Origin of the sequence: Chitinophaga sp. H8 (genome assembly GCF_040567655.1) — a bacterium.
In the GTDB taxonomy this organism is placed as follows: Bacteria; Bacteroidota; Bacteroidia; order Chitinophagales; family Chitinophagaceae; genus Chitinophaga; species Chitinophaga defluvii.
This window is the reverse complement of record NZ_JBEXAC010000001.1, coordinates 2978826-3003037: the sequence shown is the minus strand read 5'-3', so window position 1 is coordinate 3003037 and position 24212 is coordinate 2978826. Positions and strand designations below refer to the sequence as shown.

General features: G+C 44.6%; 20 protein-coding genes. 10 read left to right on the top strand and 10 right to left on the bottom strand.

Translation table 11 applies throughout. The annotated features are described in order from the left end of the window. The first annotated feature begins 60 nt into the window (after positions 1–60). Positions 61–2088, top strand: a complete 2028-nt coding sequence (locus ABR189_RS11400; protein ID WP_354660616.1) for a DUF3858 domain-containing protein — start codon at positions 61–63, stop codon at positions 2086–2088. Positions 2089–2091: 3 nt separating this feature from the next. After that, positions 2092–4002: a DUF3857 domain-containing transglutaminase family protein gene (locus ABR189_RS11395; RefSeq protein WP_354660615.1), complete on the top strand. Its 1911-nt coding sequence runs from the start codon at positions 2092–2094 to the stop codon at positions 4000–4002. 68 nt (positions 4003–4070) lie between these two features. Here ABR189_RS11395 and ABR189_RS11390 read toward each other — a convergent pair whose 3' ends face one another. Then, on the bottom strand, positions 4071–5333 hold the full coding sequence (locus tag ABR189_RS11390) for a DUF937 domain-containing protein (protein WP_354660614.1): 1263 nt from the start codon (positions 5331–5333) through the stop codon (positions 4071–4073). Positions 5334–5842: 509 nt separating this feature from the next. On the opposite strand from ABR189_RS11390, the gene ABR189_RS11385 reads away from it, so the two are divergent. The 6 genes from ABR189_RS11385 to ABR189_RS11360 all read left to right on the top strand — a co-directional run bounded on the left by ABR189_RS11385 (position 5843) and on the right by ABR189_RS11360 (position 13660). Further along, positions 5843–6991, top strand: a complete 1149-nt coding sequence (locus ABR189_RS11385; RefSeq protein ID WP_354660613.1) for a putative porin — start codon at positions 5843–5845, stop codon at positions 6989–6991. 58 nt (positions 6992–7049) lie between these two features. Then, positions 7050–8288: a quaternary amine ABC transporter ATP-binding protein gene (locus ABR189_RS11380; protein ID WP_354660612.1), complete on the top strand. Its 1239-nt coding sequence runs from the start codon at positions 7050–7052 to the stop codon at positions 8286–8288. Beyond that, positions 8285–9103, top strand: a complete 819-nt coding sequence (locus ABR189_RS11375) for an ABC transporter permease (protein ID WP_354660611.1) — start codon at positions 8285–8287, stop codon at positions 9101–9103. Before ABR189_RS11380 ends, ABR189_RS11375 begins: the two co-directional genes overlap by 4 nt. A 170-nt stretch (positions 9104–9273) precedes the next feature. Further along, on the top strand, positions 9274–10134 hold the full coding sequence (locus ABR189_RS11370) for a glycine betaine ABC transporter substrate-binding protein (protein ID WP_354660610.1): 861 nt from the start codon (positions 9274–9276) through the stop codon (positions 10132–10134). A gap of 274 nt (positions 10135–10408) precedes the next feature. Next, positions 10409–13009 (top strand): ATP-dependent chaperone ClpB, encoded by a 2601-nt coding sequence (gene clpB, locus ABR189_RS11365; RefSeq protein WP_354660609.1) that lies wholly within the window; start codon positions 10409–10411, stop codon positions 13007–13009. Positions 13010–13180: 171 nt separating this feature from the next. After that, positions 13181–13660, top strand: coding sequence for a nucleoside deaminase (locus ABR189_RS11360; RefSeq protein WP_354660608.1), 480 nt, complete (start codon positions 13181–13183; stop codon positions 13658–13660). A gap of 21 nt (positions 13661–13681) precedes the next feature. Here the strand turns inward: ABR189_RS11360 and ABR189_RS11355 are convergent, their stop codons facing one another. The 4 genes from ABR189_RS11355 to ABR189_RS11340 form a co-directional block, all read right to left on the bottom strand. After that, positions 13682–14035, bottom strand: coding sequence for an anti-sigma factor family protein (locus tag ABR189_RS11355; RefSeq protein ID WP_354660607.1), 354 nt, complete (start codon positions 14033–14035; stop codon positions 13682–13684). 27 nt (positions 14036–14062) lie between these two features. Next, complete coding sequence (locus tag ABR189_RS11350; protein WP_354660606.1) at positions 14063–14644, bottom strand: RNA polymerase sigma factor; 582 nt, start codon at positions 14642–14644, stop codon at positions 14063–14065. Positions 14645–14762: 118 nt separating this feature from the next. After that, on the bottom strand, positions 14763–15887 hold the full coding sequence (locus ABR189_RS11345) for a tetratricopeptide repeat protein (RefSeq protein ID WP_354660605.1): 1125 nt from the start codon (positions 15885–15887) through the stop codon (positions 14763–14765). After that, entirely contained in the window at positions 15877–16452 is a 576-nt protein-coding gene (locus ABR189_RS11340; protein WP_354660604.1) for a sigma-70 RNA polymerase sigma factor region 4 domain-containing protein, read from the bottom strand. Before ABR189_RS11340 ends, ABR189_RS11345 begins: the two co-directional genes overlap by 11 nt. A gap of 91 nt (positions 16453–16543) precedes the next feature. Here ABR189_RS11340 and ABR189_RS11335 point away from each other — a divergent pair, with 91 nt between their 5' ends. Further along, positions 16544–17326 (top strand): C40 family peptidase, encoded by a 783-nt coding sequence (locus ABR189_RS11335; protein ID WP_354660603.1) that lies wholly within the window; start codon positions 16544–16546, stop codon positions 17324–17326. 68 nt (positions 17327–17394) lie between these two features. On the opposite strand, the gene ABR189_RS11330 is transcribed toward ABR189_RS11335, so the two are convergent. The 5 genes from ABR189_RS11330 to purE form a co-directional block, all read right to left on the bottom strand. Further along, entirely contained in the window at positions 17395–17766 is a 372-nt protein-coding gene (locus ABR189_RS11330) for a sulfite exporter TauE/SafE family protein (protein WP_354660602.1), read from the bottom strand. A gap of 6 nt (positions 17767–17772) precedes the next feature. Further along, entirely contained in the window at positions 17773–18312 is a 540-nt protein-coding gene (locus tag ABR189_RS11325; RefSeq protein WP_354660601.1) for an inorganic diphosphatase, read from the bottom strand. A 259-nt stretch (positions 18313–18571) separates the two neighbouring features. After that, on the bottom strand, positions 18572–19057 hold the full coding sequence (locus ABR189_RS11320; protein WP_354660600.1) for a nuclear transport factor 2 family protein: 486 nt from the start codon (positions 19055–19057) through the stop codon (positions 18572–18574). 343 nt (positions 19058–19400) lie between these two features. After that, positions 19401–20366 carry a PhoH family protein gene (locus ABR189_RS11315; RefSeq protein WP_354660599.1) on the bottom strand — a complete coding sequence of 322 codons (966 nt, stop codon included), beginning with the start codon at positions 20364–20366 and terminating at the stop codon, positions 19401–19403. An 86-nt stretch (positions 20367–20452) separates the two neighbouring features. Next, the gene (gene purE, locus ABR189_RS11310; protein ID WP_354660598.1) at positions 20453–20908 is read right to left on the bottom strand and encodes a 5-(carboxyamino)imidazole ribonucleotide mutase; all 456 of its coding nucleotides are present in this window, start codon (positions 20906–20908) and stop codon (positions 20453–20455) included. A 320-nt stretch (positions 20909–21228) separates the two neighbouring features. On the opposite strand from purE, the gene ABR189_RS11305 reads away from it, so the two are divergent. After that, the gene (locus ABR189_RS11305; RefSeq protein ID WP_354660597.1) at positions 21229–24210 is read left to right on the top strand and encodes a PAS domain S-box protein; all 2982 of its coding nucleotides are present in this window, start codon (positions 21229–21231) and stop codon (positions 24208–24210) included. Positions 24211–24212 lie beyond the last annotated feature (2 nt).

Here is a 24212-nt window from a genome sequence, read left to right as displayed (position 1 = left end):
TATTTACTAAATTGTGATACCTTAGCGCCCGATTTATCTTCCCTATATCAATATGTACTTATGCTTAATAAATTTGTTGTACCCGTTATCGTTTGCTGTTTGTTAGCTTTTACTGCTACAGCCCAGGATAAACTTAAAATTAAATACGGGAAAGTAGACCCTGAAGAGTTTAAAAAAGACCGTTTTGACCAGGATACGGGAGCACATGCTATTGTACTGGCAGATATAGGCTCCTCTGAATTCGAGGCAGATGGGGGTGGCTTTCAGCTGATCTTTAAAGTACACCGCAGGATCCGGATACTGGATAAAAATGGTTATGATGCCGCTACAGTGGAAATTCCCTTGTATAAAGGCGTTACCGATGAGGAAAAGGTGTCTAACCTGAAAGCTGCTGCCTATAACCTGGAAAATGGTAAAGTGGTGGAAACACGATTGGAAAGCAAAAGTGTATTTACTGACAAACAAACCAAAAACCTGATCCTGAAAAAGTTTACACTCCCGGCGGTAAAGGAAGGGACGATTATTGAGTATAGTTATACTGTTACATCTGACTTCTATTTTAACCTGCGTTCATGGGCATTCCAGGGACAATATCCCATCATCTGGAGCGAATATGCCGTAACAATACCAGAATACTTTGATTATATCTTCCTGGCGCAGGGCTACCATGCTTTCCAGGATAGAACTAAAAAGGATTTCCAGAAATTATTTTCCTTCCGGGTAAATCAGGCAGGTGCTTATGGAGGAGGTACCGGCCGCAGTGAAACTTTTTCCCTGATTGCCGGGGTGACCACCCATCGTTGGGTAGCCGTAGACGTGCCTGCCCTGAAAGATGAGAGCTTTACGACTTCCCTGCGGAATCATATCACTAAAATAGAGTTTCAGCTGTCTGCCATCAAATATCCGAATACACCCGTAAAACCTATCATGAGTACCTGGCCTAAGCTTACGGAAGAAATGCTGAAGGATGAAGACTATGGCGCTGCGCTGGATAAAAATAATGGTTTCCTGGGAGATGTGGTAGACAAGCTGGTTGCAGATGCCAACACACCAAGGGAAAAAGCGGAAAAAATCTATGCCTATGTGCGGGATAACTTTACCTGTACCGAGCATTCTGCTTTATGGATGGAAAAGTCGTTTAAAAACATATTGTCAGCTAAAAGCGGCAATGTGACAGAGATAAATCTGTTGTTACTGGCTATGCTACGGCGGGCAAAGCTGGAGGCGCAGCCGGTCATACTAAGCACGCGTGATCATGGCATGGTTTACTCATTGTATCCTATCCGCAACCGGTTCAATTATACCATTGTAGCCTTTACTTCAGCAGAAGGAACAGTTTACCTGGATGCCTCTCACCCTTTCCTGGGATTTGGCAAGCTGGATCAGTCATGCTACAACGGTGATGCCCGTATGGTCACCCAGGAGGCGCTCGCGTTAAGGTTTGATGCAGATTCCCTGCTGGAACAGAAGTTTACCAGCGTAATCCTGGCAAAAGGAGAAAATGGAACTATTAAAGGTAGTTTCCAGCAAAGGCCCACCTATTTTGAATCTTATAACATCCGTAGCAAAATAAAGGAAAAAGGAAAAGAAGAATATTTTAAGCCATTGGTCAAGTCATATTTTAATACGGAAGTGACGCTGGGGAATAAAGAGATTGAAGATCTGACCAGGCTGGAGACTCCCATAATGGTGAAATATGATTTTGAACTGGATCCCGGAGGTCAGGACGTATTTTACCTCAATCCTTTATTTGGAGAAGCTACGAAGACCAATCCATTTAAGGCATTGGAAAGAAAATACCCGGTAGAGATGCCTTGTGTTTTTGATGAAGTATATTCTTTCAATATGGAAGTGCCTGATGGATATGTGGTGGATGAACTGCCTCAATCGGCAGCTGCCCGGTATAATGAAGACGAGGGGTTGTTTCAGTATATGATACAGCAGTCGGATAATACGATCCAGTTCCGCTGCCGGACCAAACTGAATAAGGCTAATTTTCCTCCGGAAGAATATGCCTCCCTGAGAGAATTCTTTGATCTGGTGGTTAAAAAGCAGGCAGAGCAAATTGTTTTAAAGAAGAAAAAGTAGTTTATGGGTATCATAAAAATAGGTGGTTTGTTATTAGCAATATGGATGACCCATCCGGTTTTTGCTAAAGATCCGGAATATCCCGTAGCTGCCATCCCGGCCGCATTAAAGGAAAATGCCCATGCTGTGAAACGATGGGAAGAGGTTACTTTAAAAGTAATCAGTCCGGGAGAAACACGGTATACCAATCACTATGTGATCACTATCCTGGACGAACAGGGGGCAGAACATGCCACCTTTGCAGAGGGATATGATATGCTGAAAGAGGTGCGCAGCATCAGGGGGGCGCTGTATGATGCCGCTGGCAGACAGATCAAGAAGTTAAAAAATAGTGATATACAGGATGTGAGTGGTGTGGGCGGCGGAACATTTATGTCTGACGACAGAATAAAGTATCATCAGTTTAATCATAACGTATATCCATATACTGTAGAGTACGAAGTAGAGCTGAAGTTTAATCATACCTTCTATTTCCGGGAATGGGCGCCTCAATCAGATGAGCATTTGTCCGTAGCGTACAGTACGCTTAAAGTAATTACCCCTTCGGGGTACAACCTGCGTTTCCGGAATTTTAATTATCCGGATCAGCCACAGACCAGTACGGATAAAGGCCAGGCTACCTATACATGGGAAGTAAAGCAGTTGCCTGCGCTTTTAAATGAGTTTGCCGCACCGGAAATTTATCAGCGGACAACCGTGGTGAAACTGGCACCGGGAGAATTTGAAGTGCAGCGATATAAAGGGAATATGACTACGTGGCAGGAGTTTGGCAAGTTCATTTATACATTGAATGCCCAGCGGGATCAGCTGCCGGATGCAATTAAACAGCAGGTGCATCAGCTCACCGATGGGATACCGGATACCCGTGAGAAGATTAAAGTGCTGTATCAGTATATGCAAAAGAATACCCGCTATATTGGTATACAGCTGGGTATCGGGGGATGGCAGACTTTTGACGCCAATTATGTAGCTACAAAAGGTTATGGTGATTGTAAGGCCTTGTCTAATTATATGTATTCCCTGCTAAAGGAAGCAGGGATCCGGTCGCATTATACCCTGGTAAAAGCAGGGCGCAATGAACAGACGCTGATTGAAGATTTTTCGTCCAATCAGTTTAATCATGTTATTGTATGCGTCCCCCTGGGGAAAGATACTACCTGGCTGGAATGTACCAGCCAGACATTACCGGCGGGGTATCTGAGCGGTTTTACCGCTGGCAGGCCGGTATTGCTGACCAGTGAGACCGGTGGAACATTGGCACGTACGCCGGACTATGGAATGGAAAACAATGAGCAGATCAGACAGATGACCGTTGCTTTGGATGAGAAAGGAGATATCCTGCTAAAAGCGCATACCAACTACAGTGGGTTACAACAGGACGACCTGCACGAAAACCTGCAACGGCTTTCTCAGGAGAAGTTGCTGGAAGCGCTGAAAAAGGAATTGAATCTGCCCAGTTATGATGTCACGGCATATGCCTGTAAGGAGATCACGAAAGATATCCCGATGGTACTGGAAGATCTGGAGATCAGGGGAACGAGCTATGCTTCCGTAAGTGGTAAACGTATTTTTCTGGCCCCCAATATTTTAAACCGGAGTATCAGTAGTATTAGTGTGGAAGAACAACGTAAATCAGCTATCAGCCTTCATTTCCCTTATCGGGATATTGACTCGGTTACTATTACGGTACCTGCTGGCTATAAAGCGGAGGCCATACCTAAAGCAGTTATCTTAAAATGTAAATTTGGAAGTTACACGGCAACAACAAATGTAAATGGTACTACCGTTACATATCTGCGTAAAATCGAACGTAAAGCAGGGTTATTCCCGGCTTCAGATTTCGGAGAACTGGTGAAATTCTATGATGCTATCAGCAAGGCAGATAATAGTAAAGTTGTATTAGTAAAGGAATAAAGCAACGCAGCTGTTAAACAAAAAGGTCCAGGGAGTTACTCCATGGACCTTTTTTATGAAAGGGGTACTTACTTTTCTCTTACTCCTACAGAAATATGCCTGTCGGCTTTCCGTTCTTCATCTGGCGCATCTGCTGCTGCTTTGGCAAATTGGGAACCATATCCTTCTGCTCCGGTTAATTGGGCGGCATTGGCATTCAGTTGTTTTAATGCGGCTTGTACTGCATCTGCTCTGGACTGGGAGAGTTTCATATTCACTGCGTTATCTCCGGATTTGTCCGTATAGCCGCCAATTTTAATTTTTGTTTTAGGGAATGCCTTTAAAATGGCTGCAATATTACCCACCTGTTTCATACTTTCAGAAGTCATTTCTGCGCTGCCGGTTTTAAAGTTAAGGTTATCAAAATCAAACCATACGTCCTTACCGGCTTTCCTGGTATCATCTTTCAGGAAGGTAACCAGCTGGTCTTCAATCCCACCTTTATAGGCATCCAGTATGGTACCATCGGGGAGGGTAACCTGAATACTTTCTTTGGTAGTGGTAGTGGCAGGGGTAGGAGGGGGCATGGTAACAGAATCCATGGTTTGTGCAGTAGAAATGGTATCTGTCATGATATTCCCTTTCTTTTCACCACCGCAGCCCCTCATCAGGTACCAGAGGAGGATCACCGCTACCAGTATCAGCAGTAATGACCATATCCAGCGATTATTACCGGCGGCTTGTGTAGCTGTTCTGGTAGCCGCAGTGGCTGCATCACGTGCACCGCCTGCAACACCCGATAACATGCCGCCCAGGCTGCCTAATCCCAATATACCGGCCAGGTTAAGCCCGCCTGGTACAGCGCCGAGAATTTTGTCTTTTTGTGTATCCAATAATGTCATTAAACCACTGGGACCGAGATTGTTTTGCACGGCATATTGTCCGAGCGTGCCTACAGTAGCAGGCGCTGCTGCATTTAACAGGGTATTGGCTGAGTTCTCCCTGATCCCTGCGTAAGATGCAATCATACCAGTGATAGCGCCTGCTTTTTCGCCAAAAAGGCTTTTAAGCATATCGGCACCTTTGCTCAATAACCCTCCGGCACCTCCTTCCAGTAAGCTGCCAATACCACCTGTATTTGCACTGGATGCTGCATTTTTTGCCATATCCAGTACAGATGCGGCATCGCCCTGAGAACTGGTTTTGTGCAATAGCCCTGTTAATACGGTGGGTATAATACCGCTTAGCGCTTTTTGTATCCCACCTTCACTTTCCCCCAACTGGGAAGCTGCTTTGCTGATAACATCGCCGGTAAAAAGACTTTTTGCGCTCTCTAACAAGTCAAATGACATAATTTAAGGATTTAAGAGGTTAATAAAAATGAAACAAGCAGTAAATCAGTAGTACACCAAGGGGGGAGACAAGCTTAAAAACAAACGTTTACCCTCAGCGCTTATAAACAGCATCCAGCTAAATAGTCGTTATACTTAACACGTATTGTTGCAAAGTTGTTCTACGGCAGCCATTAATTCACTTATTATCGCCACTTTTTCCAGCATATTATTTTCTGCTTATCATATGTTATGCATTTAATTTCAGTTTATTAGGACCTATTTCCGGGATGAGTTTGGCACTTACCCCTGTTTTTTGTACCTTTGCTTTGCTTTATGCAATCCGACTGTTTCCTGGTGCCTTCCGAGCACAAATACTTTGGCAGTCACATTTATTGGTAATTGATCATTTGTCGGGCGATATCTTGCCCGGTTTTCATTCCAGCTAGCTGTTTTTGCAGTTGCCTGCTCACACAAATTATTCGTGTGGCCTGGATAAGATCAGCATTTATTTATCTTAAAAATTGACTATGATTGGACAACTACGATCATGGGGCAGGGGCTTTTTATGCCTGCTGCTCACCCTCCCTTTTTCTTTACATGCACAGGATACTACGGTAAGGGCCGAAAAGCCCACCTTGAAAATAGGAGGCGCGCTGCGTTTTAATTACAACCTTTCTTCCTGGAAAAAAGAACAGGTAAAACGTGGGGGTGATTTTGGTTTTGATATGTTCCGGGTCAATGCAGATGCAGCCTGGAAAGATTTGTCGCTGCACGCCGAATACCGCTTCTACTCAAAGGATTTTGGCGGCGGTATGCTGAAGGAGGGTTATATACGTTATCGCTTCAATGATAGTACGCATGTAGATATTGGCTTAAACCAGGTGCCATTTGGTAATCAGGTATATAATTCGCATAACTGGTTCTTCAATCTGCCTTATTACACCGGTCTGGAAGATGCTTTTAATATGGGGGTGAAGTTTGAACGCCGCAGCCACCAATGGTTGTACCAGCTGGCATTTTATAAAAATGCCCTGGAGCTGAATTTTGGTGATAAGTCGGCTATTGATCCCGGCCGCTATACTTATAACATAGCTGGCCGTAATAAAGAAGTGAACCAGGGGAATGCCCGTGCTGCATTTTTCTTTAACGATAAAAACAGTATAGGTGCTTCTGTTATGCTGGGAGGTTTATATAATATCCCTACTGGTAATATGGGCAACCGATGGGCCACTGCATTACATACAGATCTGAATTACCGCAAATGGAACCTGAAGCTGCAATCACTCTATTATCAATATCACGTGGCAGATTCGGCACAATATGATAAGGTGGTGGATATGGCGGCTTATGGGGCCGCTTACGAGGTAGCCGCACAGGCATTTATATATACCGCCGCTTTGTCCTACACCCAGCCGGTCAGTTGGGGCCCGGTAAGCGGACTTACTTTCTATAATAACTATTCCTATATGCAAAAACCGGAAAGCGGGTTCACCAATACACAAATGAATGTACTGGGATGTATGATTACCAGCGGGCACATTTTTACTTATATCGATTGGGCCGCCGGTAAAAATCAGCCCTGGCTGGGTCCATTGTGGAATGAAGCATTGTCTGTTGGCGACAGCAGCCCCCAATGGCATAGCCGGTTCAACGTAAACATCGGATACTATTTCTGATTTATGATATATACATAAACGTTAGCGCACAGCTTTCAAACATTTAAAATTTTTACAAATGCCTAAACTGAAAATTGAAGATCTTACCCTCATCTTTGGCCGGGAGCGCAATACAGCACTCCACCTGCTGCAGGAAGGGAAAAGTAAAGCAGCAATACTGGAAGCTACCGGTTGTACGGTAGCCGTAAAAAACGCTGCTTTTGAAATTGAAAAAGGCGAGTTTTTCGTGATCATGGGACTTTCCGGCAGCGGGAAATCCAGTTTGCTGCGTTGTCTTAACAGGTTAATAGAACCTACTGCAGGAAATATCTTTATTAATGATACCAACATCACCACTTTGCATCCGGAAGATTTACAGAAAATGCGCCGGAAGGAAATATCGATGGTGTTCCAGAAATTTGGATTGTTACCCCATCGTACGGTATTGGACAATGTTGCTTTCGGACTGGAACTGCAAGGTACTCCGGTAGCAGAAAGAACTGCTAAGGCGCAGTCTGTGATAGAACTGGTAGGCTTACAGGGATATGAACAAATGCAGCCGGCAGATTTATCTGGTGGTATGCAACAGCGTGTAGGGCTGGCCCGTGCACTGGCCAATGACCCGGAAGTATTGCTGATGGATGAGGCTTTTTCTGCACTGGACCCATTGATCCGTACGCAAATGCAGGATGAATTGCTGGACCTCCAGGAAAAAATGCATAAAACCATCGTGTTTATTACGCATGACCTGGATGAGGCCATCCGGCTGGGAGACCGTATTGCGATTATGAAAGACGGAGAGGTGGTACAGATAGGAACGCCGGAAGAAATTCTTACCGCCCCGGCCAATGAATATGTAGCTTCCTTTGTTGAGAAAGTAGACCGGAAAACCATTATCACCGCTTCCAGCTTGATGATAGAAAAACCTACGGTAGCAGTATTCCGTAAAGATGGACCGGAAGGTAGCCTCCGTAAAATGCGCGCTACCGGACTGGATATTTTACCTGCTGTTACAGTGGATAAACACTTCCTGGGATTTGTATACCTGAAGGAAATACTGGAAGCAAAGCAACGGGGAGATAAAACCATTGAAGCAGTGATTCACCGCGATGTGGCAGTAGCACATCCTGACACCACGGTAGACCAGATGCTGCCTTTTATTGCAGAAAATGATAAGCCTGTTGCGGTAGTAAATCCGGCCAATAACAAGCTGCTGGGGATCATTTCGCAAACTTCCCTTATTATCGAAACTACCGGACGTATTACGGCAGCACAACAGGAAACCTTATCTGTTAACAGTCAAATGGAGGTGATATGATTAAAATAGGATACTATATAGAATTGTTTATAAACTGGCTTACCCGCAATTGCGGCCCTTTTTTCCATGTCATCAAAGTAGGTGTGGAGTCTGTGGTAAATAGCCTGCAATGGGCATTACTGCTGCTGCCTTTTTACGTGGTAATTGCGTTGATAGCCCTGCTGGCCTGGCGCCGGGCAGGATGGGGAATAGGCGTAGTAACAGTATTGGGGCTGGGTCTGATCTATGGTATGGGCTATTGGGATAAAACCATGGAAACCCTGGCATTGATCCTCTCTGCTACTTTTATTGCCTTGTTGCTGGGTATTCCGTTGGGGATCTGGGCGGCCAAAAATAAAACCGCCGGCAAAGTCATCCGCCCGTTGATGGACTTTATGCAAACTATGCCAGCTTTTGTATACCTGATTCCTGCCGTATTGTTTTTTGGTCTGGGAAAAGTACCAGGTGCATTTGCGACGATCATTTTTGCGATGCCTCCCGCAGTAAGGCTCACCACTTTGGGGATCAGTCAGGTGCCGGAAGATATTGTGGAAGCAACCCGCTCTTTTGGAGCTACGCCCAGGCAACTGCTCTTTAAGGTAGAACTGCCGCTGGCTTTGCCAACATTGCTGGCTGGGGTTAATCAAACGATTATGATGGCATTGTCTATGGTGGTGATCTCCGCAATGATTGCGGCAGGCGGCCTGGGCGAGATAGTATTGAAAGGAATTACACAACTCAAAATCGGGTTGGGTTTTGAAGGAGGAATTGCCGTGGTGATCCTCGCTGTAATACTGGATCGTATTACCCAGTCCTTTGGCAGAAAGAACCGTTAGAAAGATAGCTGTTAGCTATTAGCCTTTAGCTTTTAGCATATGCAGCGATTTTATCGGCTATGGTAAAACATAAAAAACAAAACACAAAAGAGCTCGCAGCTCTTTATTTATAACTCGCTAATGGTCTTTTGCTAACAACTAAAGGCTAACAGCTAAAAGCTTATTTATTCATGCGTAAAATTATTTGGTTATTCGTAGTGGCAGTTGTAACTGCCGGAGTATGGGCCTGTAATCCGGATACCGGAAATAGTAAGAAGATCACGATCGCCTATGTGAACTGGGCGGAAGGGGTAGCCATGACACAGCTGGCCAAGGTGATGTTGGAAGATCAGGGGTATACCGTAACATTGAAGAATGCGGATGTGGCGCCTGTTTTTGCGGCAGTAGCCGGTGGAGATGCAGATGTGTTTATGGATACCTGGTTGCCGGTTACCCATCACAGTTATATGGAAACCTTTGGTGATAAGCTGACCATATTAGGTATTGATTATGAAAATGCAAAGATTGGATTGGTAGTATCCGATAACTCACCCGTGAGCAGTATAGCGGAGTTAAATGCCAATAAAGCACTTTTTGACGGCAAAATTGTGGGGATTGATGCTGGTGCCGGTATTATGGGGAAGGCGGAAGCTGCGATAAAGGAATATGGTCTGAAATATGAATTACAATCTTCCAGTGAGGCTGCCATGATGGCTACTGTGAAAAAGAAAATGGATGCCGGGGAGCCGGTATTGGTAACCGGTTGGGCACCACACTGGATGTTTGCCAAGTATAAGTTGCGTTTTCTGGAAGATCCCAAAAAGGTATTTGGTGAAACAGAACAGCTGAACATCATTGCCAATAAAGCCTTTGTAGAACATGATGCTGCGGCAGTCAGTTTTTTCTCTAAGTTTAAACTGAATGACCAGCAGCTGAGCAGCCTGATGGCGGCCTTACTGGATGCCGACGGACAGGAAACAGCGGCTGTTAGAAAATGGATGACTGCCAACCAGGAACTGGTAAATAGCCTGTTGCCTGCGGTACAACAATAGTTTAGGCGATAGCGTGCGCTATCTCTTTGCCTACGGTAATCTTGCCGTGGGCTTTCTGTTTTATATACCGCTACAGGGAGTAATACTACTATTGTAAATCATTGTTTACTAACGGTTAATGAAATATTAGCAGCATTTAATCAGTTGGACTGCTAAAAGTGCAGTATTTTTTGTGCTGAACTGTCAAAATTACTGGTTTGTAAACCTTGGAGCATGATTTGTTGTTCCTTATATACGTTTGGTAAAACGCATACAAAAGGAGAAAAACGAATTTATGAATCTGAATAATTTCACAATTAAATCGCAGGAAATACTGCAACAGGCACAACAGCTTGCTTTTAATCACCAGAACCAGGCCATTGAGACAGGACACCTGCTCAAAGCGCTGCTGGATGATGAAGACAGCCCTATTGAGTATTTACTGAAGAAAAATAACGTTAACACCAACTTTATCTCCGGTAAGCTGGAAGAGCAGATTGGAAAATATGCGAAGCTGGCTGGTGGTGAAGGTGGGCAGATGCTCGGCAGGGATGCTAATAATGCCATGCTGCGTGCAGGTGCCAGTATCAAAGAATTTAAAGACGAGTTTGTAAGTGTGGAACACTTGCTGTTGGGGATATTAGGTGGTAGTGACGATACTGCCAAATTACTGAAAGATGCCGGCCTTACTGAAAAAGGCTTGAAGGCAGCGATCAAGGAATTACGCAAGGGAAATACCGTCAACTCCCAGACGGCTGAAGCCCAATACAATTCCTTACAGAAGTATGGCAAGAACCTGAATGAACTTGCCAGGGAAGGAAAGCTGGATCCGGTGATAGGACGGGATGAAGAAATACGCAGAACATTGCATATTCTTTCCCGCCGGTCTAAAAATAATCCGATTCTGGTAGGAGAACCGGGTGTAGGTAAAACAGCAATTGTAGAAGGACTGGCACACCGTATCTTAAATGGGGATGTGCCGGAAAATCTGAAGTCCAAGATCATTTACGGGCTGGATATGGGAGCGCTCATGGCCGGTGCTAAATACCGGGGTGAGTTTGAAGAAAGGTTGAAAGCAGTAGTGAAAGAAGTAACAGAAAGTGATGGCCAGATCATCCTGTTCATTGATGAAATACATACCCTCATCGGTGCAGGTGCGATGGAAGGTGCGATGGATGCTGCTAATATTCTTAAACCAGCACTGGCACGTGGTGAACTACGGGCGATAGGGGCAACTACCCTGAACGAATACCAGAAATACTTTGAAAAAGATAAAGCCCTGGAACGCCGTTTCCAACGGGTAATGGTGGATGAGCCCAGTGTGGAAGATGCTATCTCTATTTTAAGGGGACTGAAAGAGCGTTATGAAAGCCATCACCACGTAAGGGTAAAAGATGAGGCGATCATTGCAGCCGTTGAATTATCACACCGGTATATAACGGATCGTTTCCTGCCGGACAAGGCGATAGACCTGATCGATGAAAGTGCGGCCAAGCTGAGGCTGGAAATGAATTCCATGCCGGAAGAACTGGATGAACTGGAAAGGCGTATCCGGCAGCTGGAAATTGAGAAGGAAGCTATTAAAAGAGAAAATGACGAAGATAAATTGCGGGAGCTGGGAGAAGAAATAGCCCGGCTGAGTGAAGAGCGGAATACTTTTAAAGCAAAGTGGCAGGCAGAAAAAGAAATAGTAGACAGGATACAGAATGCGAAGGCTGCCATTGAAAACCTGAAGCTGGAAGCAGAACAGGCAGAACGTAACGGAGATTATGGTAAGGTAGCGGAGATTCGCTATGGTAAAGTGAAGGAACAGGAACAGGTGGTGGCCGACAGCACTGCGGAGCTGACCAGTATGTCTGCTAATAACAGACGCCTGCTGAAAGAAGAAGTAGATGCGGAAGATATCGCGCAGAATGTAGCAAAGGCCACCGGTATTCCGGTAGCCAGGATGATGCAAAGTGAAAAGGATAAGTTGCTGAAGCTGGAAGACGAATTGCACCAGCGGGTGGTAGGCCAGGAAGAAGCTATTGTAGCTGTGTCCGATGCTATCCGCCGTAGCCGGGCAGGATTACAGGATCCCAAACGTCCGATCGGATCGTTTATATTCCTGGGTACTACTGGTGTAGGTAAAACTGAATTGGCGAAAGCACTGGCAGAATACCTCTTTGATGATGAAACGATGATGACCCGCATAGATATGAGTGAGTACCAGGAAAAACATGCGGTAAGCCGTTTGGTTGGTGCACCTCCGGGTTATGTAGGGTATGATGAAGGAGGACAGCTTACTGAAGCAGTAAGGCGTAAACCTTATTCCGTAGTGCTGCTGGACGAAATAGAAAAAGCACATCCGGATGTATTTAATATCCTGCTGCAGGTATTGGACGATGGCCGGTTAACGGATAACAAAGGTCGTGTGGTGAATTTCAAAAACACCATCATCATTATGACCAGCAACATGGGTAGCCAGGTTATCCAGGATAATTTTGAAAATATCAATGATGCAAACAGGGAAGAAGTAGTAGACAGAACGAAGGAAGAAGTGATGACATTGCTGAAGCAAACGATACGCCCCGAATTCCTGAACAGGGTAGATGAGGTGATCATGTTCCAGCCATTGATGAGAGCAGAAATTAAGGGGATTATTAACATACAATTACAACATTTGAAGGCCATGTTGGCAAGGAATGGCATGATATTGGAATTCTCTGATTATGCACTGGAATACCTGGCAGCACAGGGCTATGATCCGCAGTTTGGAGCACGGCCATTGAAGCGCCTGATCCAGAAGGAAATTATCAACCTGTTAAGTAAACAGATCCTGGCAGGAGATATCGATAAATCAAAACCAGTGTTGATAGATGTGTTTGATGGAGTAGTGGTGATCAGGAATAAATAAACAGATAACAGGTGAAAACCTGTACAAACTATATAGAAAGCATAAGTAACAAGACGATACACAGTTGAACATACCCGGCGATTCTTCGCCGGGTTTTTTATGCATGCGGCCTCATGTGCGCCGTTATCGCATATCTTTTTTATTCGTTAAATTTGAAATAAACAAGTAGCTATGATAGGAGAAAGAGAAAAACGGTTCATGCAGATGGCAGTAAAATTATCAGAGAAAGGAATGAGTAATGGAGATGGTGGGCCGTTTGGTACAATCGTAGTCCGGGGAGAAGAAGTGGTGGGAGAAGGGTGGAACCAGGTGCTGCGGCATAATGATCCTACTGCCCATGCAGAAGTAGTAGCAATAAGAGCGGCCTGTAAAAAATTAAATACTTTTCAGTTGCATGATTGCGAAATTTATACTTCCTGCGAGCCATGTCCTATGTGCCTGGGTGCTATTTACTGGGCACGGCCACAACGGGTGTATTATGCTAATACCAAAGAAGACGCTGCCGCCATTGATTTTGATGACTCATTTATTTACCGGGAGATAGCGGTACCACATGATGAAAAGAAGATACCGCTGATAGGGATGCCCACAGCGGAAGCTTTAACGGTGTTTCATGCTTGGAAGGAAAAGGGCGATAAAACCCTGTATTAGGTAACGTCAATGCCAGCCACTTTACCGCTTCAGCGAAAAATGATAAGCCCAGAACAAACCGAGCATCAGGAATATGACTGCCAGGATAATCACGGCCAGGTAGATATAGGTTTCCTGCTTTCTTTTAATGCGGGTACGTTTATGTAGTTTTCTTAACAGCTCCCATTTCATTTCCCTTAACCATCCGGGAATTTTTTCCTGGTGCTGTATGGCTGATAAGCCTTCCAGTGCTTCACTGCATAGCTCACAGTCAGACAGGTGCATTTCTACCTCATGCTGCTCCTCCGGCTGTAACTTTCCCTGAACATAGTCCAGAAGTTGCTGCTGTGAAGGGCACTTGGTGGTTACAAATATGTCGTTGAAATGCTTGCTCATAATACGGTGTTCACTAATGTATGCAAATTATGCTTTGTTTGCACGTTGTTGTTTCTCTAATAATAGTTTAAGGTTACGTTTGCCATTCTGAATATAGCTTTTCACCTGCAGCAAAGTATACCCGGTCTGGTCTGCTATTTCCTGGTAAGACTTTTTATCCAGGTAGAATAATTTTACGCAGGTGTTTTGTTCCGGGCTCAGCATAGCCATAGCCTGTTCCATATTTTCCAGCATCAGATCCTTTTCCTGATGTGCCTTTGTATTTACCGGTTCTTCTATAATAGCCCCCATATGCTTGTCCGTAATTTCTTCCTTATACTTCATATGGTGCTGCCGGAGCTGCATCAGACAATAATTTTTAGTCACCTGGTAAATCCAGGCGCGGAAATATTGGATGTCGTGCTTATTGACTTCAGACAAAACTTTCAGGAAGATCTGCTGTACACTATCCCGCGCATCTTCTTCATTCTTCAGGTATTTCATACACATACCCAGCAGCAGTAAGGCGTACCGGTCAAAGAGGATACCTATCCAATCGCCATTGCCATCGGCTTTAAACCGTTGTAATAATTCCTGGTCTGTTAGTTGTTGTGGATCTGGATAATTCACAGGCTAAATATAGATGCTGCTTAATAGATGCAGCGAAAGCAAAATTCCATAAAAAAAGCCGGATGGCTGCCAGGGCAATATCCGGCCCTATACCTGGGTATTTTCAGTGCAGGGGAATTTACATGCTGTCCAATGCTTTTTGGGCGGCATCTTTCATGCTGCCGTCCATACGTACCACTTCGCGGAACATACGTCTGGCTTTACCTGCCTGTCCTTTGCTGCGATAACAGATGGCCAGCTGGTATCTGGCCAGTTCGGCATATTTGCCGGTACTGATATTAGATAGCCTTTTATAGCGGGTAATAGCTTCTCCCAGATCGCCTTGTTGCTGATAAACCATGGCGGCTTTATACAAAAACTCATCATTATTGGATGCGGGCGAAACTACCGGTGTTTTCTTTTCTACTTTCTCCGGTTGATCTGCCTCGTCATCCTGTGCCGCCGGTTTCTCCTTTGGTGGAGCAGGCGCCGGTTTTACAATAGGTACCGGTTTTTCTTCTTCCTTCTTTTTGTCCTCTTCTTTTTTTAAGGTATCCGGCGCTTTAGGCGCTGGTACAGGTGCTTTTTTAACAACACTATCCTTTTTCTGCGCAGCAGGAGGCACTACTTTAGGTGGTACCGGTTTTGTTGTTTTAGCCGTATCAGCTGCAGCTGGTTTGGCGGTAGTATTGTTATGGGGAGCCGTTGGTGTTGGTTTAACCGTATTGGTACTGGTAGCAAGCTTTACAGGTGCTGTCGCTGTATTTATTTCGGAGGGTTTGTTTTCTGCCAGCGGGGCGGCAGTGCCTGTTTTAGCCGTATCAGCAGGAGGGGGAGGATTACCTGCATTGGCTGCCATAGCCGACTGATTGCGCAGGTGTCCTTTCAGCACAAAAATGCTGCCTACACCCAGCAACACAAATGCAATGAGCCAGAAATAGGCCAGCAGGCTTTCCTTTTTCTTTTCCTTACGGGCATATTGTGCTACTTTCTGTAAATGTGATACAGGTTGAACACTTTGGTGAATATATTGCTGTACACTATTCGTAAAGCCATGGTAACGGTCCATGGAGGACTCGTTTTCCAGTGCTTGCAATGCTTCAAAACATAAGTCGCAATCTGCCAGGTGTTGTTCTACCAGGTGTTTTTCCACATCCGTAAGCCGGCCTTCCAGATAACGGGGAAGCTGATCCCTGTTAAGGCAACGGATACTGGTGAAGATTTTCAGTACTTTTTCGTTATATGGGGTATTGTTACTTTGCATAGGTTTGATGCATGAATTGCTTGGCCAGTTTATTCTTAGCCGTTTTTAAGATATGTCTTACCTTTTCCATCCTGTATCCTTTTTCTGCTGCCAGTGTAGCAAAAGATTGGTTCTCCAGGTAGAATCTGGTAATGAATTCCCGGTCTTCCGCACCTAACCGGTCTATGGCCAATTGCAGCTGGGCGATCATATCCTGCCGCTCCAGGTTGTTACCGGACGTTTTGACCACTTTGTTCTCAATATGAAGCATGTCCCGCACATCCCGGGAAGGATAAAACGGTACACTTTTATCTGGTTTGGTAAAATTGCCCTTCACCACATGATGCATCCACTCATTTACTTTGTAGATGGTTTGTGTTTTAAGACTGTTACTCAGTTGCTGTAATAAGGTGGGGTACAATACGTTTACTTGTGCGCCAGGCTGTCCGGTGATATGGGGTAAACTAACCGCCACCAGCAGATGACAGTACCGCTCCATTAATATACCTTCTGCTTCCCGGTTTTTTTGCTTGCGGGCCAGGGATATAAGCTCCTTATCTGATAAGTTGGTTAACTGCTGATGCATAAATGTTATTATCTATATTTACGTAAAAATCCTGAAAAAGTTCATTAGCTATTACATTTTTAATTTCATATAATCGAATTATACAATTAGTATGCCATACGCCATTACAATAGTTCCTGTAATGCCTCTAAGAGCTGCTGCAGCCCATAAGAGTGAAATGATTTCCCAGGTGCTTTGGGGTGAATGTGTGGAAATAACAGATACCGGTACCGATGGTTGGGTAAAGGTAAAATGCCAGTCTGATAGTTATGAAGGATGGGCCACCACTGTTCACCTGGAAATTATTGACAACCAGTTATTTAATGCACAAGTTACTCATTTTATGCCGCATTGGAGCAATACTGTGCTACTAAATGGGCAACCTATGGTAGTGCCATATGGGTGTACTATCAAAGGAAGTAATGGGAATGAGGCGTACTGGGGAGGCATAAAAGTACAGTTTGGGGAGGACCCGGGGGCAATGCAGGCATTACCTGCCAGGCCTGTAATACATGAATTAAGGGGGATCGCATTCCATTTTCTGAATACGGCTTATTTATGGGGAGGCAAGTCGGTGTTTGGTATTGATTGCTCCGGATTTACCCAGTCTGTGTTTAAACTATGCGGCATATCGCTTTTAAGGGATGCGTACCAGCAGGCAACACAAGGAGACGTATTAGACTTTTTACAGGAAGCCCGCCTGGGCGACCTTGCCTTTTTTGATAACGCAGAGGGGCGTATTACCCATGTGGGGATCCTATTGAACGATCATGAAATCATCCATGCTGCCGGGAAAGTGAGGGTAGATAATATTGACAATCAGGGGATCATTAATGCGGATACGGGGTTGCGTACGCATCAGCTGCGCATTATTAAGCGGTATTTGCAAAGTTAGTATGCCGGCAAAAGAAAAACGCCACACAAATAGCCGGCAAGGCTATTTGTGTGGCGTTTAGTATCAGGTTATTTATCAAAGAATAAGATTTTCACTGCAATGGCTATCATAAGCAGTGCAAAAATTTTCTTGATGATGTAATCAGGAATGTTCACCACTAATTTACCACCCAGGTAGCCGCCGATAATGAAGCCGGCAGCAATAAAAAGTACAAAACGGTAATCAATATAACCTTGTTTGTAATACTGTATTACCGCCAGTATACCTACCGGAAACATCAGTAAGCCAAGCGTAGTGCCCTGCGCCTGGTGTTGTGATAATCCAAAGAGGTATACCAGTGCCGGTACAATGATAATACCGCCACCAATACCTACTACTCCGCTGAAAGCGCCTGCCAGCAAGCCCAGTAGAATAAGCCCAAGGATGATAGGAAGGGTCATGCGCATCTATTTTTGTTTGAACATTTTCTGATACGCGTCAAAGCTTTCCATAATGATCCGCTCTGCCACTGCTTTATTCTGGAATTCTTCTACCTGCACGGTTTTGTTTTCCAGCCTTTTATATTCTTCAAAGAAATGTCTCATTTCTGCAGTAAAATGAGGAGGTAATTCTGAAATATCGTTGATGTAATTTACGCTCATATCATTGGCAGCTACCGCGATGATCTTATCATCCGCTTCTCCGCCATCTATCATCTGCATCACGCCAATTACTTTGGCTTCGATGATACACATGGGCACACACTCAATCTGAGACAGGATCAGGATATCCAATGGATCATGATCATCACAGTAAGATTGTGGAATAAACCCGTAGTTGGCCGGATAGTAGACGGAAGAATACAGTACCCTGTCCAGTTTCAATAAACCGCTTTCTTTATCCAGTTCATATTTGGCGCGACATCCTTTAGGAATTTCAATAATAGCATTTACAACATTCGGCACGTGCGATCCGGGATTAACACTATGCCATGGATTTGTCATCATAATCTACTTTTCTTTTAATTTTATATACAATACTTCGCTTCACGTGTAATCCAGGCTTTGTTTCCGTTGCAATTTATTGCTCCTGCACTGGCAGGAGAGATATGAAAAGATGCATCCATTAACCCCTGATACAAGTTAAATGGCAACAAAATACCCCGTTTTTAAACAGGTACTACACGTTAGTGCGTGGCAAAATTAAGGAACTCAACTGTAATAGCTAAAAATTATCCGCTAAATACAGCAAAAAGGCTGTAAGAAGTTACTTTGACGCCGGTGCAGCAATGGGAGCTTGTGGCGCGGTGTCCGTTGGCGTCATTGATGTAGAGTCTAAAGTGGTTGGGTTAGCTGGTGGAATATAATTGGGTATAATACTTTCAAAAGTTAAAGAAATACGCCATTTCCCGCTTTCTTTGATCAATTGCAGGATCTCTTTCTGGTGGGCAGATGAATTAAGGATAGTGACAGATGCCTTATCATCTACTTCCTGGGTATCCACTACTTCAATATGCGCTTTTTTGATCTTTTCTCTTTCCGCATCACTTCTGCGGGCATCAAAGAAGGAGTACAATTGTATTACCTGCTGTGATTCTTTTGTAGCATATTCTCTGGCCAGGTCAAAATTAGAATCCTGTATGGCATGCATAAACGCCAACGCCACTTCCTGAGGTGTTGCCTGTTTTTTACAACCACTGAATAATGCGACTGATAAAAGAGCCAAAGTCAGAATTCGCCAATAATTGGTCATGTAGTCAATTAATTATATAATATCACTAACAAAAATAGGGGGAAAGATCCAATTCTGCAAAAGTGAACATTTGAGGGCAAGCATTTGGGCTATCAGTACATTTACTTCCAACGCTGACCGGCATGTCTTCATCAGCTGCTTTCTCATCCTTTCATCACAGGCAGGGTTTCCTACATACGGCTCTTTCCGAAGGCTAAATTTACGGTTTAGCCTGTTAAGGAAGCGTTAATATGGAGCTATTAGCTGTTGGCTGTTAGCTTTTAGGTATTGATGTTTGCTTGTTAGCCTTTAGCTGTTAGCTTGTATAATGCAAGCTAACAGCTAAAGGCTAACAGCTAACAGCTTATATCTTTTCCTCCCGCTCTTTTTCCGCATCATACGCCTTGATAATGGCTTTTACCAGGCGATGCCTTACTACATCCTCTTCATCCAGCTGTAAATAACCGATCCCATCGATCTTCTTTAAGATCCGGGTTGCCTTTTCCAGGCCCGACTTTTGGTTTTTGGGCAGATCTATCTGGGTGAGGTCACCAGTGATGATGGCTTTGGCAGAAGGCCCTATTCTGGTCAGAAACATTTTGATCTGCAGGTCTGTCGCATTTTGTGCCTCGTCCAGGATAATAAAGGAATTATCCAGTGTACGACCACGCATATACGCCAGTGGTGCAATTTCAATGATGTTGTTGGTCATAAAATAGCTCAGCTTCTCTGCCGGTATCATATCATCCAGTGCATCATACAGCGGGCGCAGGTAGGGGTCAATCTTTTCTTTAAGATCACCTGGCAGAAATCCCAGGTTTTCCCCTGCTTCTACAGCAGGACGGGTAAGAATGATCTTTCTGACAGCCTTGTTCTTTAATGCCCGTACTGCCAGTGCCACGGCAGTATAGGTTTTACCGGTACCCGCCGGCCCAATGGCAAATACGATATCGTTCTTGTCGGCCAGGGATACCATCTTTTTTTGATTCGCGGTCCGGGCACGTACCGTACGTCCGTTAGGCCCGAATACCAACACTTCATTGGGATTTCTATCACTGAAGTGGTCAACACTTACTTCTCCATCGCCTAAAATCTGTTCAAAATAGCCCTCTGTTAAATTACCATTTCTTTCAAGGTATTTAACAATCTGGCCTATCTTTTCCTGGGCGGTGGTAACTTCCTCCGGTGCGCCTGACAGTTTCAGCTGTGTGCCTCTGGACAGGATCTTTAACAGGGGAAATTTCTTTTTCAGTAAATCCAGCTTTCCGTTGTTTACTCCGAAAAACTCAATGGGATTAATACTATCTAAGTTGATAATTGATTCAGTCAAAGATGCTATGATTTAAGATACGAGGAATACGATTGTAATATATCTAATTATTCTACAATCCTGACCGCGGTTTTGTTAAGCAATTACTAAATTCTGTAACCATTTTGTTTAAATGCTGCTACACGTGCTGCTACAGCTTTATCGCTCAGCGCAAATATTCTGGCTGCGAGTATCGCTGCATTGCGTGCACCTGCTTTGCCTACAGCAAGAGTACCTACGGGCAAACCTGCGGGCATCTGCACAATGGAATACAATGCGTCAATACCACCGGGCAAACCGCCATCTAAAGGAACGCCTAATACCGGTAAGGAAGTATAGGCAGATACTACACCAGGCAATGCTGCTGCCATACCTGCTGCGGCAATAACCACGCCAAACCCGTTTTGCTCAGCATTGATACAAAGATCACGTACCTTGTCCGGATTACGATGCGCAGAGGCTACTACCATTTCACTTTCGATACTAAAATATTGCAGGTAATGCTGGGATTCTTGCATAACTGGTTTGTCACTTTCTGATCCCATAATAATTAATACTTTCATCTTCATTACAATTGTTGGTTAAGAATTTAAGTTACCTGCAACGGACTATTTTGCCGGCCACATTAATCTATTGGCCCTCAAAGATATCTATCCTTTTACATATGCTGAAAATAGAAAATCCACAATCGTGGATAACATCCTGTTAACTTCATCCCCGACAACCAGCGCCCGCTTCACCGTTTTGACCGGCAGACCAAGCTGCTACTTCATTTGTAAAATACTTATCTTATTGTGAAACAATTTGTTATCTTACCACTTGGTAATAGTGTTTTTTTGTAATATATTAAGTACTTTAGATGCTTTTTTGAGAATACAAGCTTATGAATTTAGCTATGCTGAACCAGATCCTGGAAGAAATGAAGGACCCTGTGGCCGTGCTGGATTTGCATGGTTGCCTGCTGGAAATGAATGAAGCTTTTGTATCAGAAAACCGGAGAATCCTTGACACAACCATTGCTCCGGGTACGTGTTTGCACGACTTATACTGTAATTTGCCCGACTGGCAGGAACTGTTGCAGCTGCATTTTAAAGCTGCGCTGGCAGGAAAAAAGCGCAGCTGGAATGCCCAGGTGATGCATGATGGAAAATTAGTCCAACATTATAAAATATCCTGTAAACCATTACAGGACACCCCCAACACGCCCGTCTATATACTGTTTACCCTGCGCCCGCAAGGAAAAGTAGTGCATTGCTCCTCCGGAAAAGAGGCCATGCTGTTTACCCAGAAGGCAATCGATCATAGCGCCCTGGTCATAACACTGGATCCTGCGGGTAATATCGTGCTGGCAAATACTTTTGCTTCCCAACTGCTGCAAAGGCCTGCGGAAAAACTGCAGGGAAGCCCCTTTGGGGCTTTAGTGACGGATAAACGTAAATGGCAGGATATCTGGAAAAAATTACAGACAGGTATCTCCGTAAGAACCGAAATATGCTGCCATACCTCTACCGCGCCCATCTGGCTCGATATGATGCTGCAACCGGCTCCCGGGGCACAAACCTACCTGTTGTTCGGAATGGACATTACCGGCCGCAAACTGCTGGAAATAAAACGTAAGAAGAATGATCATTACTTCGGGGAAATACTGGAAAACCTGCCCATAGGCCTGCAACAGTTTACTGCGGAAGGGATCAGCATTGATATGAACAGCAAACAACGGGACATATGGGGGGAAGATCATGCTTTATTTACGACCCCTGGCTATAACCTGCTGACAGACCCCTTCTATCAGCATAATGGATTAAGCCAGTTGTTTGCTGAAGTGGCACACAAACAAACACCTGTTACCAAAGAAATACTCCTGAAATATACAGAACAGGAATATGGGAATGTAACGCGGATCCATCCTGTGTACTTTGAGGCCATCGTGTTTTCTGTATCAGAAGGTCCGGGTGCAGAAGCGGACCTGTTCCTCATCTTAACGGAAATCACCGAAAAGAAACTGGCAGAAATCAGCTTGCGTAAAAGCGAACGCCTGCTGGATAATATCATTGAAAATCTGCCGGTTGGGTATATACAGTTCGACAGCTTTGGATTTGTGCAGCGGATTAATCATACACAACGCCATTTCCTGAATACACCGGAATCGCTTTCTGGGGTGCCTTTTAATGTGATGAATGATCGTTTTGCACGGATGTTTCAGCTGGATATGCTTTTTACACAGGCATTGCAGCAAAATGAAACCCTGCGGCTGGAAAAAAAGGTCGACTTTTCACAGGATGAACAATGGACCCAGTTGGGCCGGGAAGTATGCCTGGACCTGACCGTATTCCCGGTAGAAGACCCGGTGGATAAAGACATGATAGTAGTAGCCCTGGTCAATGACATTACGGAGAAAAAACTACAGGAGGCAGAGAACCTGCAAAACCAGGAATTCCTGTTGCAAACGGGTAAGGTAGGCAAAATAGGGGGATGGGAAGTAGACATGACTACCTGCCAGGTGAGGTGGTCGGCAGAAACCTATCATATCTTTGAAATGGAACTGGGAACCCCTTTGGATAATACGGCTGCGCTGGAGTTTTACACAGAAGACTCCCGCAAGGAAATAGACCGGCTGATCAAACTTTGTAAAGAGGAAGGGAAGCCCTACGATGCTCATTTCAATATTATTACTGCAAAGGGGAATCATAAGCGGATAAACAGTATCGGACAGCCCGGCTATAAAGATGGTAAACTGGTACGCCTCTATGGGGTATGCCAGGATATTACGGAACAACATCAGATACGTGATGAACTATCCCGTAATACCGAACTGATGCGCCTGTTTTTTGATGCGATTGACATGGGGTATGCAGCCATAGAAAGAGATGGTACCCTCAACTTTGCCAACAAAAAGGCAGAGGCCATGGTGGGGCATAGTGTAACGGAAGGGAGTAAGATATTCGAAGTGTTTCCCTGGCTGGCAGATACAGTCTTCTACAACAGATTGCAGGAATGTATTGATAAACAGGAATCACAGTCATTCAGCATCTACTTCTCCCAACCAAACAAATGGTATGATTTTTTACTAACGTCTATGCGCGATGGCAGCATCTCCGTATTCATGTGGGATATCACAGAAAGCCGGAAAATGCAGAAAGACCTGCGTAAGGCCAACGAGCAGCTTTCTACGCTTAACAAAAGCCTGCTCAACCAGAATAAGCAGCTGGAAGATTTTGCCCATATCACTTCTCATAACCTCAGGGCACCTATCGCTAACCTGAAAGCGCTGATGCAGATGCATAATGAGGCGTTATCCCTGCAGGAACGGGAACTATACCTGGGCATGGTACAGGAGGTGATCAAAAAGATAGATGAAACACTCAACGACCTGGTAGAGGTAGTCCAGATCAGAAAGGATATTAATGTTGAAAAGGAAAAACTCTTCTTTGCGGAACGGTTGCAAAAGGTAAAGGACGTGCTGTTGGTAGATATAGAAACCAGTGGTATCCGGCTTACGGCCAGCTTTGATAAGGCGCCGGTGATTGAATATCCCAGGGTATACCTGGATAGCATCCTGCAAAATTTTATTACCAATGCCATCCGGTACCGGTCGGCCGACAGGCCCCTGGCATTACATCTGGAAAGCTGGGAAGAAGAGGCCTATACGGTATTAACGGTAGAAGACAATGGAATGGGGATTGACATGGAACGCTTTGGCAATAAGTTGTTTGGCTTCCGGAAAACATTCCATAAGAACAAGGATGCCAAGGGGATAGGCCTGTTTATTACTAAAACCCAGGTAGAGGCGATGGGGGGAAGTATCAGAGCAGAAAGCCAGCCAGGCCTTGGAACAAAATTTATTATTACATTTAGGCGAGAATAGTC